The organism is Cupriavidus sp. 05T41, assembly GCF_056396525.1.
Map to the genome: position 1 here is coordinate 139,879 of NZ_JBFTLQ010000001.1, position 18,376 is coordinate 158,254.

Genomic DNA, 18,376 nt, shown 5'->3' on the forward strand with positions numbered 1-18,376 from the left:
GGCGACCCTGGTTGCCGGCAGTGCCGCCGCTTACGGAGACCGACCCATGCCCGCCATCCAGCCTCTTCCTGCCTGCCTGTCCGGCACCGCCAGCATTGCCCGCCGTTCGCGCTGAGGAGGACGCAGCCATGTCACGCATCCTGTTCCGCGGCGCCACCCTGGTCACCATGGAACCCGCGCTCGGCGAGCTTGCCGGCGACCTGCTGGTCGAAGGCGATCGCATCGCCGCCATCGCGCCGCGCATCGACGCCGTGAGCGCGGACAACGCCGAGATCATCGACGCCCGCGGCTTTATCGTCGCGCCCGGCTTTGTCAACGCACACATGCATACGTGGCAGACCGCCCTGCGCGGCGTGGCCGCGGGCTGGACGCTCACCGGATACTTCCGCCAGATGCATGCGGGGCTGGCCACGCGCTTCACGCCGGCCGACATCGGCATCGCCACGCTGGTGGGCGCCTGGAACCAGCTCGACTGCGGTACCACCACGCTGGTGGACTGGTGCCACAACAATCCCACGCCGGCGCACAGCGATGCCGCCGTGGATGCGCTGGAACAGTCGGGCATCCGCGCGGCCTTCCTGCACGGCTCGCCCAAGCCCGATCCCAAGCCCGGCGCGCTGCCGTTCTGGGAGATGCCGCATCCGCGCGGCGAGGTGGAGCGCCTGGCGAAGCGCCTGCAGGGCTCGCACCTGCTCAGCCTCGGGCTGGCGATCCTGGGCCCGCATTACTCGACGCTGGAAGTGGCGCTGCACGATTTCGCGCTGGCGCGCGAGTTCGGCCTGCTGGCCAGCATGCACCAGGGCGGCGGCAGCGCGCGCACGCCGGATGGCTGGGAGCGGCTGGAGCAGGCCGGCCTGCTGGGCTCCCATATCAATATCGTGCACGGCAACAACCTGACCGACGACCAGCTTGCGCGCTTCGCGGGCCTGGGCATGAGCTTCTCGCTCACACCGGAGAACGAGCTGACGCAGGGCCACGGCTTCCCGATCACCGGCAGGCTCACCCGGCTGGGCGTGATGCCGTCGCTGGGCGTGGACCTGGAGTCGGGACTGTCGGGCGAGATGTTCGTCGCCGCGCGCATCGCGCTGGGCGTGCAGCGCGCGCTGGACCATGCCGCCTACCGGCAGGCGCACGGCGAGATCGCCCCTGCGCACGCGGTGAGTTGCCGCGACGCGCTGGCATGGGTCACCGTGGCCGGGGCACGCATGCTGGGCATGGAGGACCGGATCGGCTCGCTGGCCGTCGGCAAGCAGGCCGACCTGGTGCTGATCGATGCGCGCCGGCTCAACATGATGCCGCTGCACGATCCCGTCAGCGCCATCGTCATGCAGGCCAGCCTGGCCAATATCGACAGCGTGTTCGTGGCCGGCCGCGCGCGCAAGCGCCACGGGCGCCTGCTGGTGGACGGGCTGCCCGGCAAGCTCGACGCGCTGCGCGAGTCGGGCGAGCGGCTGGTGGCGACGATGGCCGGGTAGAGGGGCCGGAGGAGAGGCGGCGCATCAACCGGCGCAGGCCTTCTCCCCGCAGGGATTCGAAATAATCAAAAGGAGGAGACCATGCATGCAACACCAGACGAGCGCGACCGCGCGCTCGCCGAACTGCGGCAGATGCTGGGCGAGCGCTGCTCGACCGCGCTGGCCGCGCGCGAGCATCACGGCCGCAGCGAGGCGTACCACGCGGTGAAGCTGCCGGACGCCGTGGTGTTTCCGGAAACCACCGAGGAAGTCCGGCGCATCGTTGCCGTGGCCGGCCGCGCGCGCGTGCCGCTGGTGCCGTTTGGCGCGGGCACGTCGCTCGAAGGCAATGCCTCGGCGCCGCAGGGCGGCATCTGCATCGACATGATGCGCATGAACCGTGTGCTGGCCGTCAACCAGGGCGACATGGACTGCCGCGTGCAGCCCGGCGTCACGCGCAAGCAGCTCAACGCGGAGCTGCACGGCAGCGGCCTGTTCTTTCCCATCGATCCTGGCGCGGATGCATCCATCGGCGGCATGTCGTCGACGCGGGCCTCGGGGACCATGGCGGTGCGCTACGGCACCATGCGCGAGAGCGTGCTGTCGCTCGAGGCCGTGATGCCGGACGCCAGCGTGGTGCGCACGCGCCGCCGCGCGCGCAAGTCCGCCGCCGGCTATGACCTCACGCACCTGCTGGTGGGCAGCGAGGGCACGCTGGCCGTGCTCACCGAGATCACGCTGCGGCTGCATCCGCTGCCGGAGGCCGTGTCCGCCGCGGTGTGCCCGTTCGGCACGCTGGAAGACGCCGTCGATTGCGTGATCGAGACCATGCAGGCGGGCGTGCCGGTGGCGCGCATCGAGCTGCTCGACAGCGTGATGATGCATGGCGTCAACCTGCACTCCCACCTCGACTACCCGGAAAAGCCCACGCTGTTCTTCGAGTTCCACGGCAGCGAGTCCGCGGTGCGCGAGCAGGCGGAGCAGGTGCAGGCCATCGCCGCGGGCCACGGCGCGGATGCCTTCCAGTGGGCCACGCGGCCCGAGGACCGCAGCCGCCTGTGGCACGCACGCGAGAACACGCTCTACGCGGGCATGGCGCTGCGCCCCGGCGCGCGCGCCATGATCACCGATGTGTGCGTGCCGATCTCGGAGCTGGCGCGCTGCCTGCTGGAGACCCGGCAGGATATCGACGCCTCCGGCCTGACGGTGCCCATCGTCGGCCACGTGGGCGACGGCAACTTCCACCTGCTGATCCTGGTCAACCCCGACGACCCCGCCGAGATCGCGCGCGCGATGCGGCTGCAGGACGCCATGGTGGAGCGCGCGCTGCGCCTGGACGGCACCTGCACCGGCGAGCACGGCATCGGCACCGGCAAGATGCATTTCCTGGAAGCCGAACTGGGCGGCGCGGTGGATGTCATGCGAAGCGTGAAGCAGGCCATCGACCCGCACAACATCATGAACCCCGGCAAGATCTTCAGGACCGAATCATGAACGCCATCACAGAAGTCACGCCGCTGCTGGAGATGCGCGGCATCTGCAAGAGCTTCCCCGGTGTCAAGGCGCTCGATGACGTGTCCTTCGCCATCTACCCCGGCGAGGTGCACATGCTGCTGGGCGAGAACGGCGCCGGCAAGTCGTCGCTGATGAAGGTCCTGTGCGGCGTTTACCTGGCCGACGCCGGCGAGTTCCACCATGAAGGCAAGCCGGTCGCCGTCGGCGGCCCGGCCGACACCATGCGCATGGGCATCGCGGTGATCTTCCAGGAGTTCTCGCTGGTGCCTTACCTGGACATCGCGCAGAACATCTTCCTGGGGCGCGAGCCGCGCGGGCGCTTCCCGGGCTCGGTCGACCACGCGAAGATGCACGCCGAAGCGCGCCGCATCCTCGACATCCTGGGCATGGAGGTCAGCACGCATACGCCGGTGCACAAGCTGGGCGTGGCGCAGCAGCAGATGGTGGAGATCGCCAAGGCGCTGTCGCAGAACGCGCGCATCCTGGTGCTGGACGAACCCACCGCCGCGCTGTCGGACCGCGAGACCGAGAAGCTGTTCGCGGTGATCGAACGGCTCAAGGCGGACGGCGTGTCGATGATCTATATCTCGCATCGCATGGCTGAAGTCTTTGCGCTGGGCGACCGCATCACCATCCTGCGCGACGGCCGCAAGGTCGGTGCCTGCCTGCCGGGCGACGCCACCCCGGACGAACTGGTGGCACGCATGGTGGGCCGCAAGGTGGACATGAGCTACAGCCGCGAGCGCAGCGCGCAGCTGGGCGAGGTGGCGCTCGACGTACGCAACGTCAGCGCCGCGACCGGCATTGCCGATATCAACCTGCAGGTGCGGGCCGGAGAAATCGTGGGGCTGGCGGGGCTGGTTGGCTCGGGCCGCAGCGAGGTCGCGCGCGCCGTGTTCGGCGCCGATCCCATCCAGGCTGGCGAGGTCAGCATCTTCGGCCGGCGCATGAATGGCGGGCCGGACCGCGCGCGCGAACTGGGCGCCGCGCTGATCCCCGAGAGCCGCAAGACCGAAGGACTGGCGCTGATCCGCACGGTGCGCGACAACATGCTGCTGGCCGGGCTGCGCCGGGCGTTTCCCTCGCGCTGGTACCGCGCCGAGCGCGCGCGCGAACTGGCCGAGCGCGAGATCGCGCGGCTGCGCATCGCCACGCCCAACGGCGACCAGCTCGCGCAGTTTCTCTCCGGCGGCAACCAGCAGAAGATCGTGATCGGCAAATGGCTGGTGGCCGAGGCGAAGCTGTTTATCTTCGACGAACCCACGCGCGGGATCGACGTGGGGGCGAAGGCGGAGATCTTTGCCCTGATCGACAGCCTGGTCAAGCAGGGCGCCGGCGTCCTGCTGATCAGCTCGGAGCTGCCGGAAATCATCAATGTCTGCGACCGCGCCTATGTGATGCGCGGCGGCCGCATCGCCGGCGAAGTCGCCCATGGCGAGATGACCGAAGAACGGATTCTGCAATTGGGGATGAACGATGCCTGATACACATGCACTGACAAGGCCGCTGGGCCAGCCGCGCAGCAATCCGCTGGGCAGGATGCCCGGCTCGGTATGGGTGCTGGGGCTGCTCGCGCTGGCCTTCAGCCTGACGGGCTCGGGCTTCCTGAGCGTGGAGAACCTGCTCAATATCGGCACGCAGTCCACCATCTTGCTGCTGATCGCGCTGCCGATGACGCTGATCATCATGACCGAGGGGCTGGACCTGTCGATGGGCGCCGTGCTCACGCTGTGCGGCGTGGTGCTGGCGATGGTGATGGTGGCAACGCAATCCCTGCCGCTGGCGCTGGGCGCCGCGCTGCTGACCGGGCTGGCGTTCGGGCTGCTCAACGGCGCGCTGGTGTCCTGGCTGGAGATCCCGCCCTTCGTGGCCACGCTCGGCACGCTGGGCGCCGCGCAGGGGCTGGCGCTGGTGGCCACCGACGGCCAGAGCGTGGTCGGCATCGGCGACACCATCCCGCTGATCTACTCCGGCGAGTGGCTGGGCATTCCGTTCCCGCTGTGGATCGGCGTGGCGTTCTACGGCCTGTTCCACTGGCTGCTGTACCGCACGCGCTTCGGCGCCTATGTGTTCGCCCTCGGCGGCAACCGCGAGGCGCTCAAGTTCTCCGGCGTGCGCATCAACGTGTACCTGATCGCCGTCTACGTGCTGGGTGGCCTGATGGCCGGCGTGGCGGCGCTGCTGCTGACCGCGCGCATGAACGCAGGGCATCCCACCGCGGCCATCGGCATGGAGTTCGACGCCATCGCCGCGGTGGCGGTGGGCGGCACCACCTTCGACCGCGGCAACGGCTGGCTGCCGGGCACGGTGCTGGGCGTGCTGGCGGTGGGCGTGCTGCGCAACGGCCTGAACCTGGTCGGCGTGCAGTCGTCGGTGCAGGTGGCGGCCATCGGCCTGCTGGTGCTGGTGGTGCTGCTGATCGAATCGTTCAAGGGAAGGGGGAAAGCATGAACACGGCCACTCTGATTCCGCCGCTGTCGGCGGACGCCCGCTCGTTCGCCTACCGGCTGTTCGCGCTCGGGCTGCTGTGCCTGGCGCTGGCGCTGGCGTCCGATGCGTTCCTGACGCTGGGCAATATCCTCAACGTGCTGCGCCAGGCCAGCCTGCTGTTCCTGCTGGCCTCGGGCCTGACGCTGGTGATCCTGACCGGCGGGCTGGACTTGTCGGTGGGGGCCAACGTGGCCATGTCGGCCTGCGTGGCGGCCACGGTGATGAAGGCGACCGGCTCCACCATGCTGGGCGTGGGCGCGGGCCTGGGCACCGGCGCGCTGATCGGCCTGGCCAACGGCCTGCTGGTGGCGCTGCTGCGCATTCCGCCCTTCATCGCCACCTACGGCATGTTGTGGGTGCTGCACGGCGTGACCTACTGGTTCATGGCCGGCGAGACCATCCACGGCTTCCCGCCGGAGTTCCGCGCCATCGGCAGCGGCTACCTGCTCGGCGTGCCGGTGCCGGTCTACCTGATGCTGCTGTTCCTGCTGGCGGGCACCGCCATGTCGCAAAAGACCACCTACGGGCAGGAGATCTATGCCATCGGCGCCAACCCCGTGGCCGCGCGCCTGTCGGGCGTGCCGGTGATCAAGCGCCTGGTGCTGGTCTACCTGGTCAGCGGCGCCATGGCCGGCATTGCCAGCCTGGTGTTCCTGGCGCGGCTGAACTCGGCCGAAGGCGACATCGGCGAATCGCTCACGCTGCCGGCCATCGCCGCGGTGCTGATCGGCGGCACCTCGCTGTTCGGCGGGGTGGGGCGGGTATCGGGCACGCTGGTCGGCGCCATCATCCTCACGCTGGTGCTCAACGGCATGAACCTGCTCACCGTCAGCGCCAACTGGCAGCCGCTGGTGACGGGCGTGATCGTGGTGCTGGCGGTGTTCCTGGACACGCTGTCGCGCAAGCGCATCGGCGTCAGGTCATAAGGCCGGCCCGCGGGTCTTCCGGTTCACGGCGGTGCAGGCGCGGTACGCCAGGCAGGACGACGCAGGCAAGACGCAGGCAAGACGGTTCACACAAGACGGTTCACACAAGACGATTCGCAACAGACAACAGCCAGACAACAGCTAGATAACAGACGACAGGAGACATGATGAACGCACCCAAGCTCAAGCAACTCGCCGGCATGCTGGCCCTGGCCGCCACCGCCACGCTGGCCCTGCCGGCCCACGCCGACGGCGAGCGCATCGCGGTATTCACCAAGAACCAGACCAACCCCTTCTTCCAGGTGCTGCGCCAGGGGGCCGACGCCGCGGCCAAGAGCATGAACGCGCGCCTGACCCACTACATCCCCACCAAGCCGGACAGCATTCCGGAGCAGATGAGCCAGATCGAGGACGTGATCGTCAAGAAGACCGACGCCATCGTCTTCGTGCCGGTGGACTACAAGGCGATGGGCCCGGGCGTGAAGAAGATGAACGCAGCCAATATCCCGGTGGTCAACGTCACCGACAAGAGCGACGTGGGCAACTTCGTGTCCTTCGTCGGCGCCAGCGACTATGACCTCGGCCTGAAGACCGCCACCCACCTGTTCAAGGCCATGGGCGGCAAGGGCAACGTGGTGCTGCTCGAAGGCATCAAGGGCTCGCTCACCAATATCGACCGCGTGCGCGGCCTGCACGACGCGCTCAAGGCGTTCCCCGGCGTGAAGCTGGTGGCGTCGCAGCCGGCCAACTACCAGCGCCTGCAGGCCCTGCAGGTGATGGAGAACCTGATGCAGTCCTACCCGCAGATCGACGGCATCTTTGCCGCCAACGACGCCATGGCCATCGGCGCCATCGAGGCGCTGCAGGGCGCCAACCGCAAGGCGCTGGTGTCCGGCATCAACGGCACCAAGGAGGCCGTGGACGCGATCAAGGCCGGCACCCTGCTGGCCACCGGTGACTACAATGGTTTTGCCCAGGGCTGCCTGGGCACCATGGCCGCCATCCGCAAGCTGCGCGGCATGCCGGTGACGCCGAGCATCGTGCTGCCGGCCACCGTGATCGACAAGACCAACTACCAGGCGCTCGACGTGCCCGTGGAAAAACGGACCTGCCCGCGCTGAGAAGACGCCGCCAAGACCTGAGCGCGGCGACCCGATCATCTTCAATCACTGAACCGACATCATGCGTAATCTCGACGAAGAGACCATCACCCAGGCGGTACTGGCGCGGCACGCCGACATGCCCAACGGCCGCCTCAAGCAGATCATGACCAGCCTGGTCCAGCATCTGCATGCCTTTGCCCGCGAAGTGCAGCTCACCGAAGAGGAGTGGGCGCAGGGCATCCAGTTCCTGACCGAGGTGGGGCAGACCTGCACCGGCACCCGCCAGGAATTCATCCTGCTGTCCGATACGCTGGGCCTGTCCACCCTGGTGACCGCGCAGAACCACAAGAAGCCGCGCGGGTGCACCGAGGCCACCGTGTTCGGCCCGTTCTACGTGGACGGCGCGCCCGAATACGAACTCGGCGGCGATGTCGGCAACGGCATGGCCGGCGACCCCTGCTACGTCAGCGGGCACGTCAAGGGCATTGGCGGCGAAGCCGTGCCGGGCGCCCGCATGGAGGTGTGGCAGGCGGATTCCGAGGGCTTCTACGATGTGCAACAGCCGGGGCTCGAGCAGCACCAGGGCCGCGGCGCACTGATGGCCGACGCCGAAGGCGGCTACCGCTTCAAGTCGATCCTGGCGGAGTGCTACCCGATCCCGCACGACGGTCCCGTGGGCCACATGCTCGACGCCATGGGGCGCCATCCCTGGCGTCCCGCGCACCTGCACTTCATGATCTCGGCGCCGGGCTACGAGACGCTGATCACGCATGTGTTCCGCGACGGCGACGCGTACCTGGATTCCGATGCCGTATTCGGCGTGCGCAGTTCGCTGATCGCCGACTGGGTGCGGCACGAGTCCGGCACCACGCCGGATGGCAAGGTGTCGGCCGCGCCGTTCTATACGCTTGATTTCGATTTCATCCTCAACCCGTCCGCGCCTGCCGCGCCGGCGCAATCCGCATCCAACCGGAGGTAAGCCACATGCTGTTTGTATTCCATCTTCTCGACAAGCCGGGCACCGGCGAGCTGCGCGCCAAGGTCCGTCCCGATCACAAGGTCTACCTGGGCGCCAAGGCCGACAGCATTGCCTTTGCCGGCCCGCTGCTCGGCGACGATGGCGAAACCATGGTCGGCAGCCTGCTGGTGATCGATTTCCCCTCGCACGCCGATGCAAAGGCCTGGCTGGCGGCGGAGCCGTTCACGCGCGCCGGCGTGTACGGGCAGTCGGCGGTGCACGCGTTCGCCAACCTGTGGCCGCAGAAGGCCGGCTTCCCGCCGGCCTGAGCGGCGCGTCGGGAAGCAAGCTGAGCCAAAGCTGAACCAAGACAAGGGGGAAACGTGTCCATCGTCAAACACATCGTGATGTGGAACCTGCGCGGCGAGACCGAGCGGGACAAGCGCGACGCCGTGGCCCGGCTCAAGCTCGCCTTTGAAGGGCTGCGCGGCCGCATTCCGGGCCTGCGGCATCTGGAAGTGGGAGTGGATTCGAGCGGGGTCAACTATGCCTGCGACGTAGTGCTCTACTCGGAGTTCGAGTCGCAGAGCGCGCTGGAAGGCTATGCCACGCACCCGGAGCACCTGCGGGTGAAGGAAGAACTCGGCGACCTGCGCATCGCGCGGCACCAGGTGGATTACGAGGCAGCCGCCTGAGCTGCCTGAGCAACCTGAGCAACAAGACGGCTCCCGCCCCGGGCGCGCGAGTCTGCGCCCCGGGGTCGGGTTTCAGCCCTGCGCCCCCCAGGCGCGCGCGGCCACCGGCGGAAACACGCACCACGAACCATCACCGTGGCGGAAGAAGAACAGCATGTCGGCGGCGCGCTGCACGCAGACATAAGGCACGTGCCCGGCGTGCGTCCTGCCGAAGCGTGCCACGCGCAGGGGAAGGCCCTCGGCGGGGGCGATCCACTTGGCCACGATCGAATGCAGGGTAGTGATGTCCGGGCGCATTTTGTTCTCCGCTTCGTTGCTCTTCGCCGTTTCGCTTCTTCGCTTGGCGGCGTGCTTGCCGGCTGCCGGGAGCCCGGGCTTGCTGCCGGGGGCATCGCGGTAATTCCTTGATTCCATGCTAGGCGCGGGGGCGGCGCGACGGCGTCGGCGCGGTGGAAAACACGTATCGGCGGTGGATGAATCTGGCGTAGGGAAACGGCTTACAAAGGCGACTGGGCCGCGGGATCGCGGCCCGGGCGCGTGGTCCCGGCGAGCGTTGGTTCGTCTTCCGGCATGCGCCGGCCCGCCGGGGCGGATCCGGACAGGCAAGGCGCATGTCTCGCGTCATGCGCATGGGGCAGGGCCCACGGGCGCGCCGGCGCTCAGGCCGCTCGCGTGGCCACGCAGAACAGGCTCAGCGCCGCCTCGCGCGAGGCCGGGTCGATGCCGGACAAGCGCTGTGCCACGCGTAGCTTGAGCGGCGGCCGGCCGATGTTGCCGTCGAGCACGTCCTTGCCCACCCGGTAACTGTGCGGGTAGATCTCCACCTTGAAGCCACGTGGCTCGAGCGTGCCACGCAGCAGGCGCTCGCTGACGCCGTCGCCGGGCCGGTGGTGCAGCTCCGTGGCCAGCGCCCGGCGCTGCTCGTCATCGGCTGCGCGGTGGCCACCGCGCCCGAGCCAGCGGTACAGCGGCAAGCGCAGGCGCCACATCAGCAAGGCGGCGCCGTTGAAATCCCAGGCCGATTGCTGCGGGTCGTGGTCCAGCACCAGTACCCCGCCGGGACGGACCAGGCGCGCGGATTCCGCCAGCACGCCTTCCATGTCGTCGCAGTGGTGCAGCGAGCCGTTGATGGCCACGATGTCCGCGATCGCTGTCCTGAGCGGCAGGCCGTGCGCATCGGCCAGCAGCGGCGCATAACCCACGCGCGCGGCCATTGCCAGGCTGCCCGGCGCGATATCCACGCCGATGGCCTCGCGCGGCTGGCCGCCCAGCGTGGCAAGCAGGTTGCCGGGGCCGCAGCCGATGTCGACCAGGATCTTGTCGTCGAGCGTGCCGATGGCCGCATGCCAGCGTTCGCGCAGTTCAGGGTAGCGGTGTACGTTCTGCAGCCACTCATCCATCCACAGCGGGTGGCTGAAATAGTGCGCGTTGGCGCGCATGCCGGTGGTATAGCGCGCGATGGCTGCCTTCGGCAAGCGCGCGCCGCGCAAGACCGTGCCGGCCTGGAGATAGGGCTGCAGGCGCGCGTGATAGGCCGCGGTTTCTTCGGTGGTGGGGCCGCCGCGGCGAGGGCCGGGCTGCATGCCGTGCGGCTCCCGCTGGCGGGACGGCTCCGGCGGCGCACGCCGCAACAGGCTGGAGAAAGGTGCTGAGGACAGAGAGGGCAGGACGCGCATCGGGGCTCCGGGTGAAGGTGGCAAGCTGTGCGGCAGCGCTGCCCGCTGCGGGCAACGGCAGGGCCGCGGATTCAACCGCTCGCGGGCGCCGGATAACCCCTTGCCCACTTGGAAATTCGGGAACGTTGCCGCGCGAAGCCGGCGCGCATGCCGCGCCCGCTTCTGGCAACCGGAATCAAGGCTGAAGTCCTGCCACGTCCAGGGGTCCAGTGGCCGAATGCTCCAATGGTCCGGCGGCGGGCAGGTGATGGTGCGGATGAATGCAGCAACGGCATCACCGGCACGACGGTGCGGAAGTGCGCCTTTCATTCCGCCATGGAAATCTAGCAGCTTTTGCCCAGATGCCGGAGCGGCCGCTTCACGAAGCCATGTGCGCCGGCGCACAGACTGGCCGGCATGGCGGACCCCACCCGCCACCGAAAATTACCCGCCTTTGTAATTCTTCCCGCGGCGCGCCCCTTGGCACGTCCCCTGGAGCGCGGCACGCCGCGGGCAGTGCGCGGATGCGTGCTGGCATGTTCGTTGCGCCCGGTTTCGGAACGAATCCCATCCAGGAGACCAAGATGAACCAACTCAATCCCGGCGGCCTCGCCGGTGGCGCCGGCGCGGCCATTGTCGGCAACGGTATCGGTGATGGACCCGGGCCCGAGGTCATGGCGGCCGCGACGCTGGACGGCAACAAGGTCTATTCGTCCGATGGCGAGCATGTCGGCAAGATCTCGGACATCATGCTCGACGTGCGCGGCGGGCGCATTGCCTACGCCGTGCTGACCAGCGGCGGCTTCCTCGGCATGGGCGACACGCTGCACGCCATCCCGTGGGGCGCCCTTACGCTCGACACCGACGAGAAGTGTTTCCGTATCGGCGTCACCGCGGAACGCATCAAGGATGCGCCCGGCTTCGACAAGGACAGCTGGCCTGCGATGGCGGATCCGCAGTGGGGCACCACGCTGCATGAATACTACGGGCGCTCGCCTTACTGGATCGGCGGCAGTGGGCCGCTCTGAGGCAAGCCGTTAAGGCATGGCTTTAAGGCAAGCCTCTGGCGCAAGCCGGTAGCCGGTCCTTCGCGTTTCCGCCTGCCGCGTTGCAGGGGAGAGAAGGCCCCGGGGGTGCCCCCGGGGCCTTCGCTTGTGTATCCCGCGGACGGCCCCGTCGGGCCCACCGCACCCGAACGTCGCGTCCGTGCGAGAATCCTCCGGTCCGGCCGCAGCTCGGCGGCGGGATTTGCCGGACGGTGCGGCGTATTGCCGTTCCCGATCACAATCCGTTCGCGACGGCCGCCGCATCCGGCGGAACCGATCGCGGCACCAGATGGAGACAGGAATTTCCCATGGGCATCACAGAACTTCTTGCGCAGCCGATTGGCAACCTGGCGGACTGCGTGCGGCTGCACGCCGCCGAGCGGCCCGGCCACACGGCGGTGATCGACAACCGCCGCTCGCTCACCTACGCGGAATTCGATGCGCTGGCCGACCGGGTCGCCGCCGCCCTGCAGCGTGACGGCTTGCGGCCCGGCGCGGCGCTGGCCATCTGCGCGGCGGCGTCGGCGGAGTACGCGGCGCTGCTGATCGGCGGCCTGCGCGCGGGCGTGGCGCTGGTGCCGCTGGCGCCGTCGTCCACGCCGGCCAGCCTGGCCGGCATGGTGGCTGACTCCGATGCCCGGGTGCTGTTCGTGGACGCGGATGTCCTGCGCGAGCTCGCGCCGGTGAAGGACGGCATCGGGGTGCCGCTGGTGGGCCTGGCCGGTGCGCCGGCCGGCCAGTCGTTCGAGGCCTGGCTCGCGCCCGAGGGCAGCCGGCCGCAGGAGCACCCGCTGGACCCGGAGCAGGTGTTCAACATCATCTACTCGTCCGGCACCACCGGCACGCCCAAGGGCATCGTGCATGCCCACGCGCTGCGCTGGAACCAGATTCGCCGCGTGCAGGAAAGCGGTGGCTACGGCCCCGACGCCGTCACGCTGATCTCCACGCCGCTCTATTCCAACACCACCCTGGTGAGCTTCATTCCCACGCTGGCGCTGGGCGGCACCGCGGTGCTGATGCCGAAGTTCGATGCGCAGCGCTACCTGGAGCTGGCCGCGCGGCACCGCGTCACGCACAGCATGCTGGTGCCGGTGCAATACCAGCGCTTGATGGCGCGCCCCGACTTCGACAGCTACGACCTGTCCTCGTACCGCATGAAGTTCTCCACCAGCGCGCCGCTGAGCGCGGCGCTCAAGGCCGATGTGCTCAAGCGCTGGCCGGGCGGCCTGGTCGAGTACTACGGCATGACCGAGGGCGGCGGCAGCTGCGTGCTGGCCGCGCACGAATTCCCGGACAAGCTCCATACCGTGGGCCGCCCCATGGAAGGCCACGATATCCGCCTGATCGACGACGACGGCAAGGAAGTCGCGGTGGGCGAGATCGGCGAAGTGGTCGGCAGTTCCAACGCCATCATGGCCGGTTACCACAAGCAGCCCGAGAAGACCGCCGCCGCCCACTGGCACGACGCCGCGGGCAAGCTGTTCATCCGCACGGGGGACGTCGGCCGTTTCGACCAGGACGGCTTCCTCACGCTGATGGACCGCAAGAAGGACATGATCATCAGCGGCGGCTTCAACATCTATCCCAGCGATCTCGAAGGCATCCTGCAGAAGCACCCCGCCGTGGCCGACTGCGCGGTCGTGGGCGTGCCCTCGCAACGCTGGGGCGAGACACCGGTGGCCTTCGTGGTGCTGCGCGACGGCGCGGCAGCCCCCGCGGCATCGGCCGGGGCGCTGATGGACTGGACCAACGATCAGGTCGGCAAGACCCAGCGCCTGGCCGTGGTGGAACTGGTGGACGTGCTGCCGCGCAGCGCGATCGGCAAGGTGCTCAAGCGTGAACTGCGCGACGGGTTCCGGCCGGGGCAGGCGCTGGACTGAGGCGGCCCGGGGCAGGCGGCGGGCGCACCGCTCGCCCCCTGCCGTCTGCCGTCTGCCGCCAACCGCTATCGCGGCGCGATCATGTCGATGAAATCCTGCATATAGCCGCGCACGTACTGGTCGGCCCGCAGGCTGACTGCCGCCATCGACGGCGGGAACAGGTCCGCGGTATCGATTACCGCGAGATCGGTGTCGCGCCGCGGCTCCACCGCCATCTGCTGGACCACGGCCACGCCCAGGCCGGCGGCGACATAGGCCTTGATCACATTGGCGTCGGTCGCGCGCACCACCACGCGCGGCGACAGCCCCCGGCGCTGGAACTCGCGCATCACCACCCATCCCGAATTGAAGTGCTCGTCGTAGGTCACCAGCGGGTAGCGCGCGATGTCTTCGATGGTCACGCGCGCCAGCTTCAGCAGCGCATGGCGGCGCGGCACGATCAGGCAGCGCGGGATGGGGTAGGCCTCGACCGAGATGATGCCCTCCGGCGTGACGTCCGGCAGCGTGGAGATGCCCAGGTCCACCGCGTTCTCGCTGACCCACTGCAGGATCTGCGCGGGGTGGCCCTGCAGCAGTTCCAGGTTGACCGCCGGGTACGCGGTGCTGAAGCGGCGGATGGCGTCGAGCAGGCCATAGCGCGCATGGATGTGCGTGGTGCCCACGCGCAGCGTGCCGCTGCCGCCGCCCGCCTGCCCGGCGCCGGCCAGCCCGTTCAGCGCGCGGGTGTCGTTGAGCACGCGCCGCGACAGCGCCGCCGCTTCCTGTCCCGCATCGGTCAGGCTCACCAGCCGGTTGCCACGGCGCACGAACAGCTCCACGCCAATCTCGCTCTCCAGTGAGCGGATCAGCTTGCTGACTGCCGGCTGGGTGGTGTGCAGGGCGTCCGCGGCGCGGGAGACGCTGAGCTGGCTGGCAATGACTGCCTGCAGGCAACGTAGTTGTTGGAGGGTCATATCATGCCATTTTGGCAATGATTGTCTACGAACATGTCATTTTACAGAAAGAAGCCGGCGGCCGAGAATGGCTGTAACCCCTCAGGCGAAAAAGGCTTCCGCGATGACCAGCAGTGTGTTCGACCAGTCCCTCCAGCAGCACATGTGGAGCACCGATGAGATGCGGGCCGTGTTCTCGGAGGAGAACCGCGTGCAGAAGTGGTTCGATTTCGAAGCCGCGCTGGCGGCCGCGCAGGCGGAACTCGGCATCATCCCCGCCGCGGCGGCCGCCGAGATCGGCGCCCGGGCGCGGGTGGCGGACATCGACCTGCCCGCGCTCGCTGCCGAAACCCGCCGCGTAAAGCACCCGCTGGTGCCGGCGGTGCGCGCCCTGCAGCGGCAATGCGCCGGCGGGCTGGGCGAGTTCGTGCATTTCGGGCCGACTTCCCAGGACGTCTACGACACCGGCATGATGCTTCAGGTGCGGCAGGCCCACGGCATCCTGATGCGCGACCTGGGCGCCGTGTCGCGCGAGCTGTACCGCCTTGCCGACGAGCACAAGCACACGCCGATGGCCGGGCGCACGCATGCCGTGCAGGCCTTGCCGATCACCTTCGGCCACAAATGCGCGATCTGGCTGTCGGAACTCGGCCGCCACCACGAGCGCATGCGCGGCCTGGAGCAGCGCACCTTCGTGGGCCAGATGGTGGGCGCGGTCGGCACGCAGGCCTCGTTCGGCGAGCAGGCCGGCGAGCTGGAGACGCGGCTGATGGCGCGCCTCGGACTGGGCGTGGCGCCGATCAGTTGGCAGCCCGCGCGCGACCGCCTGGGCGAGTACGTGAGCGTGCTCGGCCTGATCGGCGCCACGCTGGGCAAGATCGCCAACGAGATCATGAACCTCGAGGGCGACGAGATCGGCGAGCTGGCCGAGCCGTTCAGCGAAGGCAAGGTCGGCTCGTCCACCATGCCGCACAAGCGCAATCCCGCCGTGGTGGAGACCGTGGTGACGCTCAGCCGCGCTATCCGCTACAGCGTGGCGATGATGCACGACGCCCAGATGGCCGAGCATGAGCGCGACGTGGCGGCCGTGCGCATGGAATGGAAGGCCGTGCCCGAGGGCTGCATGATGGCGGCGGCCATGCTGCAGATGATGCACTACGCGCTGTCCGGCCTCACCGTGAACGCCGCGCGTATGCGCGCCAACCTCGACCTGCTCGGCGGCTTCCTGATGTCCGAGCGCGTGATGTTCGCGCTGGCCGACAAGGTCGGCAAGCAGAGCGCGCACGAACTGGTCTACGCCGCCGCCATGCTGGGCATGGAAAGCGGCATCACCTTCGAGCAGGCACTGTCGCGCGATCCGGCCATCCGGGCGGCGCTCGAACCGGCGGCGCTCAATGCGCTGCTCGATCCCGCCACCTATGTCGGGCTTGCCCCGCAGATCGTGGAGCGCTTCCTTGGCGAGACCCGGGCAAGCGGCTGGCTGGACTGAAGGCGACCATGCCTGCAAAGACAGCAGTCAACAGATAACAGATAACAGAAAACAGACAGGAGACACAGTCATGAACCGAATTGCCAGGTTACTGGGGCGCGCAGGCGCGCTGGCGCTGCTCTGCATGGGCGCCGCCGCGGCGGCGCCAGCGCAGGCCGACACCTATCCGAACCGCCCCGTGCGCGTGGTGGTGCCCTATCCGGTGGGCGGGGGCGGCGATACCGTCGCGCGGCCGCTGACCTTGTACATGTCCGAGCGCATGGGCCAGCGCATCATCGTGGACAACCATGGCGGCGCCAACGGCAATATCGGCATGGACATGGTCGCCAAGGCGCCTGCCGACGGCTATACGCTGGCGCTTGCGCTGACCTCGCAGCTCGCCGTCAACCAGAGCCTGTACCGCAAACTGCCCTACGACCCGATCAAGGATTTCGAGCCGGTCTCGCTGCTGGCCTCCGCGCCGTACTTCCTGGTCGTGCATCCCTCCGTGCCGGCGAAGAACCTGGCGGAATTCATCAAGCTGGTCAAGGCGAATCCCGGCAAGTACACCTACGGCTCGTCCGGCAACGGCAGCGGCCCGCACCTGTCGATGGAGCTCCTGAAATCCATGGCCGGGCTCGACATGGTCCATGTGCCGTTCAAGGGCACGGGGCCCGCCATGCCGGCGCTGCTGGCCGGGCAGGTCAGCGCGATGTTCGCCAGCTACGGCGTCGCGTCGCAGCAGATCAAGGCCGGCAAGCTGCGCGTGCTCGCGGTGTCGACGGCGCAGCGCGCGGCTTCGATGCCCAACGTGCCCACCATCGCCGAGGCGGGCGTGCCCGGCTACGAATCCAACGTCTGGTACGCGCTGCTGGCGCCGCGCGGCACGCCGCGCCCCATCGTCGACAAGCTCAGCGGCGAGATCGCGGCCCTGATCAAGAACTCCGACCTGCGCAAGCGCTTCATGTTCGACGGCATCGTGCCGGTGGGCTCCACCCCCGAGGCCCTGGGCGCCTACATCCAGTCAGAGAGCGTCAAGTGGTCTGCCATCGTCAAGCGCTCGGGCGCCACCATCGACTGAGCCTGGCCCGCACGCCCATCCAACCGCAAGACCACAGGAATCCGCAACCATGAAGATCGAACGCGTAGAGGCCATTGCCGTCCGCATCCCGCTCAACAAGGTGTTCTCCGGCAGCTCGTACAAGGTCGACAGCCGCGCCACCGTGATCACCCGCATCCATACCAGCTCGGGGCTGGTCAGCGAGGTGTACAACGGCGACCCCCGCGAACACGGCCCCGAGATCGCCCGCATGATCGAGCAGGACATGGCGCCGCTGCTGGTCGGCGAGTCCGTGCATGCCTGCGAACGCATCTGGGAGAAGCTGTTCCGCCTGACCATCAAGGCGCCGGACCGGCCGCTGGTCATGAACGCGATCGCCTGCGTGGATTCGGCCGTCTGGGATCTGGCCGGCAAGGCGCTCGGCGTCAATGTGTGCCGCCTGATGGGCGGCTACCGCCAGGAAATCCCCATCATCGCCATCGCCGGCTACTACCTGCCGGGCAAGACGCCTGCCGACCTGGCCGGCGAGATGGCGTGGCTGAGGTCGGTCGGCATGGCCGGCTGCAAGGTGAAAGTGGGCGGGGCAACGCCCGAGGAAGACGCCGAGCGGGTGAAGTACGCACGCGAAGGCGGCGGCCCGGACTTCCTGCTCGCGGTGGATGCCAACCGCGGCTGGAGCGTGGCGGAGGCAACGCGCTTCGCCCGCCTGGTCGAGCCGTACGACATCGCATGGTTCGAGGAACCCTGCCACTGGCATGACGATGTGCGCGGCATGGCGGCGGTGCGCCAGGCCACCTCGATCCCCATCAACGCAGGCCAGAGCGAAGTCAGCGCGGCCGGCGTGCGCCGCCTGCTGGACGCCGGCGCGGTGGACATCGTCAATTTCGACGCCTCGGAAGGCGGCGGCATCACCGAATGGCGCCGCGCCGCCGCGGCCTGCGCGCTGGCCGGCGTGCGCATGGCGCACCACGAAGAGCCGCAGATCGCCTCGCACATGCTGGGCGCCATGCCGCACGGGATCTGCGTCGAGTGCTTCCCCGACCCGGACCGCGATCCGATCTTCCCCGGCATGTGGGCCAACCCGCCGCGCATCAAGGACGGCATCATGGCGATCCCGCAAGGCCCGGGCTTCGGCATCGAGCTGGACTGGGACATGGTGAAGCGATACCGGGTGAACTGAGCGACTGCAGTTGC

General features: G+C 68.7%; 17 protein-coding genes. 14 read left to right on the top strand and 3 right to left on the bottom strand.

Translation table 11 applies throughout. The features are described 5' to 3' along the window. Window positions 1–128 precede the first annotated feature (128 nt). The 9 genes from AC1DKV_RS00655 to AC1DKV_RS00695 all read left to right on the top strand — a co-directional run bounded on the left by AC1DKV_RS00655 (window position 129) and on the right by AC1DKV_RS00695 (window position 9,141). Window positions 129–1,475, top strand: a complete 1,347-nt coding sequence (locus AC1DKV_RS00655; protein ID WP_441614196.1) for an amidohydrolase family protein — start codon at window positions 129–131, stop codon at window positions 1,473–1,475. Window positions 1,476–1,556: 81 nt separating this feature from the next. Beyond that, on the top strand, window positions 1,557–2,948 hold the full coding sequence (locus AC1DKV_RS00660; protein ID WP_441614197.1) for an FAD-linked oxidase C-terminal domain-containing protein: 1,392 nt from the start codon (window positions 1,557–1,559) through the stop codon (window positions 2,946–2,948). Beyond that, window positions 2,945–4,453 carry a sugar ABC transporter ATP-binding protein gene (locus tag AC1DKV_RS00665; protein WP_441643227.1) on the top strand — a complete coding sequence of 503 codons (1,509 nt, stop codon included), beginning with the start codon at window positions 2,945–2,947 and terminating at the stop codon, window positions 4,451–4,453. The genes AC1DKV_RS00660 and AC1DKV_RS00665 overlap by 4 nt, the downstream gene beginning before the upstream one ends. Further along, a complete protein-coding gene (locus AC1DKV_RS00670) occupies window positions 4,446–5,420 on the top strand; it encodes an ABC transporter permease (protein ID WP_441614199.1) in 975 nt (324 codons plus the stop codon). Before AC1DKV_RS00665 ends, AC1DKV_RS00670 begins: the two co-directional genes overlap by 8 nt. After that, complete coding sequence (locus AC1DKV_RS00675) at window positions 5,417–6,385, top strand: ABC transporter permease (RefSeq protein ID WP_441614200.1); 969 nt, start codon at window positions 5,417–5,419, stop codon at window positions 6,383–6,385. The genes AC1DKV_RS00670 and AC1DKV_RS00675 overlap by 4 nt, the downstream gene beginning before the upstream one ends. Before the next feature lie 164 nt (window positions 6,386–6,549). Beyond that, window positions 6,550–7,506, top strand: a complete 957-nt coding sequence (locus AC1DKV_RS00680) for a sugar ABC transporter substrate-binding protein (RefSeq protein ID WP_441614201.1) — start codon at window positions 6,550–6,552, stop codon at window positions 7,504–7,506. A gap of 61 nt (window positions 7,507–7,567) precedes the next feature. Next, window positions 7,568–8,467 (top strand): intradiol ring-cleavage dioxygenase, encoded by a 900-nt coding sequence (locus tag AC1DKV_RS00685; protein ID WP_441614202.1) that lies wholly within the window; start codon window positions 7,568–7,570, stop codon window positions 8,465–8,467. 5 nt (window positions 8,468–8,472) lie between these two features. Continuing rightward, window positions 8,473–8,775 carry a YciI family protein gene (locus AC1DKV_RS00690; RefSeq protein ID WP_441614203.1) on the top strand — a complete coding sequence of 101 codons (303 nt, stop codon included), beginning with the start codon at window positions 8,473–8,475 and terminating at the stop codon, window positions 8,773–8,775. Between the two features lie 54 nt (window positions 8,776–8,829). Continuing rightward, on the top strand, window positions 8,830–9,141 hold the full coding sequence (locus AC1DKV_RS00695; RefSeq protein WP_441614204.1) for a Dabb family protein: 312 nt from the start codon (window positions 8,830–8,832) through the stop codon (window positions 9,139–9,141). 72 nt (window positions 9,142–9,213) lie between these two features. On the opposite strand, the gene AC1DKV_RS00700 is transcribed toward AC1DKV_RS00695, so the two are convergent. Further along, window positions 9,214–9,555, bottom strand: a complete 342-nt coding sequence (locus AC1DKV_RS00700; protein WP_477137349.1) for a hypothetical protein — start codon at window positions 9,553–9,555, stop codon at window positions 9,214–9,216. Between the two features lie 245 nt (window positions 9,556–9,800). Next, window positions 9,801–10,724 (bottom strand): class I SAM-dependent methyltransferase, encoded by a 924-nt coding sequence (locus AC1DKV_RS00705; RefSeq protein ID WP_441649686.1) that lies wholly within the window; start codon window positions 10,722–10,724, stop codon window positions 9,801–9,803. Between the two features lie 656 nt (window positions 10,725–11,380). On the opposite strand from AC1DKV_RS00705, the gene AC1DKV_RS00710 reads away from it, so the two are divergent. Both AC1DKV_RS00710 and AC1DKV_RS00715 read left to right on the top strand, forming a co-directional pair. Beyond that, a complete protein-coding gene (locus AC1DKV_RS00710) occupies window positions 11,381–11,824 on the top strand; it encodes a PRC-barrel domain-containing protein (protein WP_441614207.1) in 444 nt (147 codons plus the stop codon). A 326-nt stretch (window positions 11,825–12,150) separates the two neighbouring features. Then, window positions 12,151–13,722, top strand: a complete 1,572-nt coding sequence (locus tag AC1DKV_RS00715) for a class I adenylate-forming enzyme family protein (RefSeq protein WP_441614208.1) — start codon at window positions 12,151–12,153, stop codon at window positions 13,720–13,722. Window positions 13,723–13,787: 65 nt separating this feature from the next. Here AC1DKV_RS00715 and AC1DKV_RS00720 read toward each other — a convergent pair whose 3' ends face one another. Continuing rightward, on the bottom strand, window positions 13,788–14,675 hold the full coding sequence (locus tag AC1DKV_RS00720; protein ID WP_441614209.1) for a LysR substrate-binding domain-containing protein: 888 nt from the start codon (window positions 14,673–14,675) through the stop codon (window positions 13,788–13,790). A gap of 103 nt (window positions 14,676–14,778) precedes the next feature. Here AC1DKV_RS00720 and purB point away from each other — a divergent pair, with 103 nt between their 5' ends. The 3 genes from purB (at window position 14,779) to AC1DKV_RS00735 (ending at window position 18,362) form a co-directional block, all read left to right on the top strand. Further along, window positions 14,779–16,143, top strand: a complete 1,365-nt coding sequence (gene purB, locus AC1DKV_RS00725) for an adenylosuccinate lyase (RefSeq protein ID WP_441614210.1) — start codon at window positions 14,779–14,781, stop codon at window positions 16,141–16,143. Between the two features lie 70 nt (window positions 16,144–16,213). Continuing rightward, window positions 16,214–17,203, top strand: coding sequence for a tripartite tricarboxylate transporter substrate binding protein (locus AC1DKV_RS00730; RefSeq protein ID WP_477137350.1), 990 nt, complete (start codon window positions 16,214–16,216; stop codon window positions 17,201–17,203). A 49-nt stretch (window positions 17,204–17,252) separates the two neighbouring features. Further along, on the top strand, window positions 17,253–18,362 hold the full coding sequence (locus tag AC1DKV_RS00735; RefSeq protein ID WP_441614212.1) for a mandelate racemase/muconate lactonizing enzyme family protein: 1,110 nt from the start codon (window positions 17,253–17,255) through the stop codon (window positions 18,360–18,362). The last annotated feature ends 14 nt before the right edge of the window (window positions 18,363–18,376 follow it).

What these genes read in the sequence shown, in the direction of transcription:
- AC1DKV_RS00655 (WP_441614196.1), top strand. Translation starts at nt 129, where the DNA reads ATGTCACGCATCCTGTTCCGCGGCGCCACCCTGGTCACCATGGAACCC.
- AC1DKV_RS00660 (WP_441614197.1), top strand. Translation starts at nt 1,557, where the DNA reads ATGCATGCAACACCAGACGAGCGCGACCGCGCGCTCGCCGAACTGCGG.
- AC1DKV_RS00665 (WP_441643227.1), top strand. Translation starts at nt 2,945, where the DNA reads ATGAACGCCATCACAGAAGTCACGCCGCTGCTGGAGATGCGCGGCATC.
- AC1DKV_RS00670 (WP_441614199.1), top strand. Translation starts at nt 4,446, where the DNA reads ATGCCTGATACACATGCACTGACAAGGCCGCTGGGCCAGCCGCGCAGC.
- AC1DKV_RS00675 (WP_441614200.1), top strand. Translation starts at nt 5,417, where the DNA reads ATGAACACGGCCACTCTGATTCCGCCGCTGTCGGCGGACGCCCGCTCG.
- AC1DKV_RS00680 (WP_441614201.1), top strand. Translation starts at nt 6,550, where the DNA reads ATGATGAACGCACCCAAGCTCAAGCAACTCGCCGGCATGCTGGCCCTG.
- AC1DKV_RS00685 (WP_441614202.1), top strand. Translation starts at nt 7,568, where the DNA reads ATGCGTAATCTCGACGAAGAGACCATCACCCAGGCGGTACTGGCGCGG.
- AC1DKV_RS00690 (WP_441614203.1), top strand. Translation starts at nt 8,473, where the DNA reads ATGCTGTTTGTATTCCATCTTCTCGACAAGCCGGGCACCGGCGAGCTG.
- AC1DKV_RS00700 (WP_477137349.1), bottom strand. Translation starts at nt 9,555, where the DNA reads ATGGAATCAAGGAATTACCGCGATGCCCCCGGCAGCAAGCCCGGGCTC.
- AC1DKV_RS00705 (WP_441649686.1), bottom strand. Translation starts at nt 10,724, where the DNA reads ATGCAGCCCGGCCCTCGCCGCGGCGGCCCCACCACCGAAGAAACCGCG.
- AC1DKV_RS00710 (WP_441614207.1), top strand. Translation starts at nt 11,381, where the DNA reads ATGAACCAACTCAATCCCGGCGGCCTCGCCGGTGGCGCCGGCGCGGCC.
- AC1DKV_RS00715 (WP_441614208.1), top strand. Translation starts at nt 12,151, where the DNA reads ATGGGCATCACAGAACTTCTTGCGCAGCCGATTGGCAACCTGGCGGAC.
- AC1DKV_RS00720 (WP_441614209.1), bottom strand. Translation starts at nt 14,675, where the DNA reads ATGACCCTCCAACAACTACGTTGCCTGCAGGCAGTCATTGCCAGCCAG.
- purB (WP_441614210.1), top strand. Translation starts at nt 14,779, where the DNA reads ATGACCAGCAGTGTGTTCGACCAGTCCCTCCAGCAGCACATGTGGAGC.
- AC1DKV_RS00730 (WP_477137350.1), top strand. Translation starts at nt 16,214, where the DNA reads ATGAACCGAATTGCCAGGTTACTGGGGCGCGCAGGCGCGCTGGCGCTG.
- AC1DKV_RS00735 (WP_441614212.1), top strand. Translation starts at nt 17,253, where the DNA reads ATGAAGATCGAACGCGTAGAGGCCATTGCCGTCCGCATCCCGCTCAAC.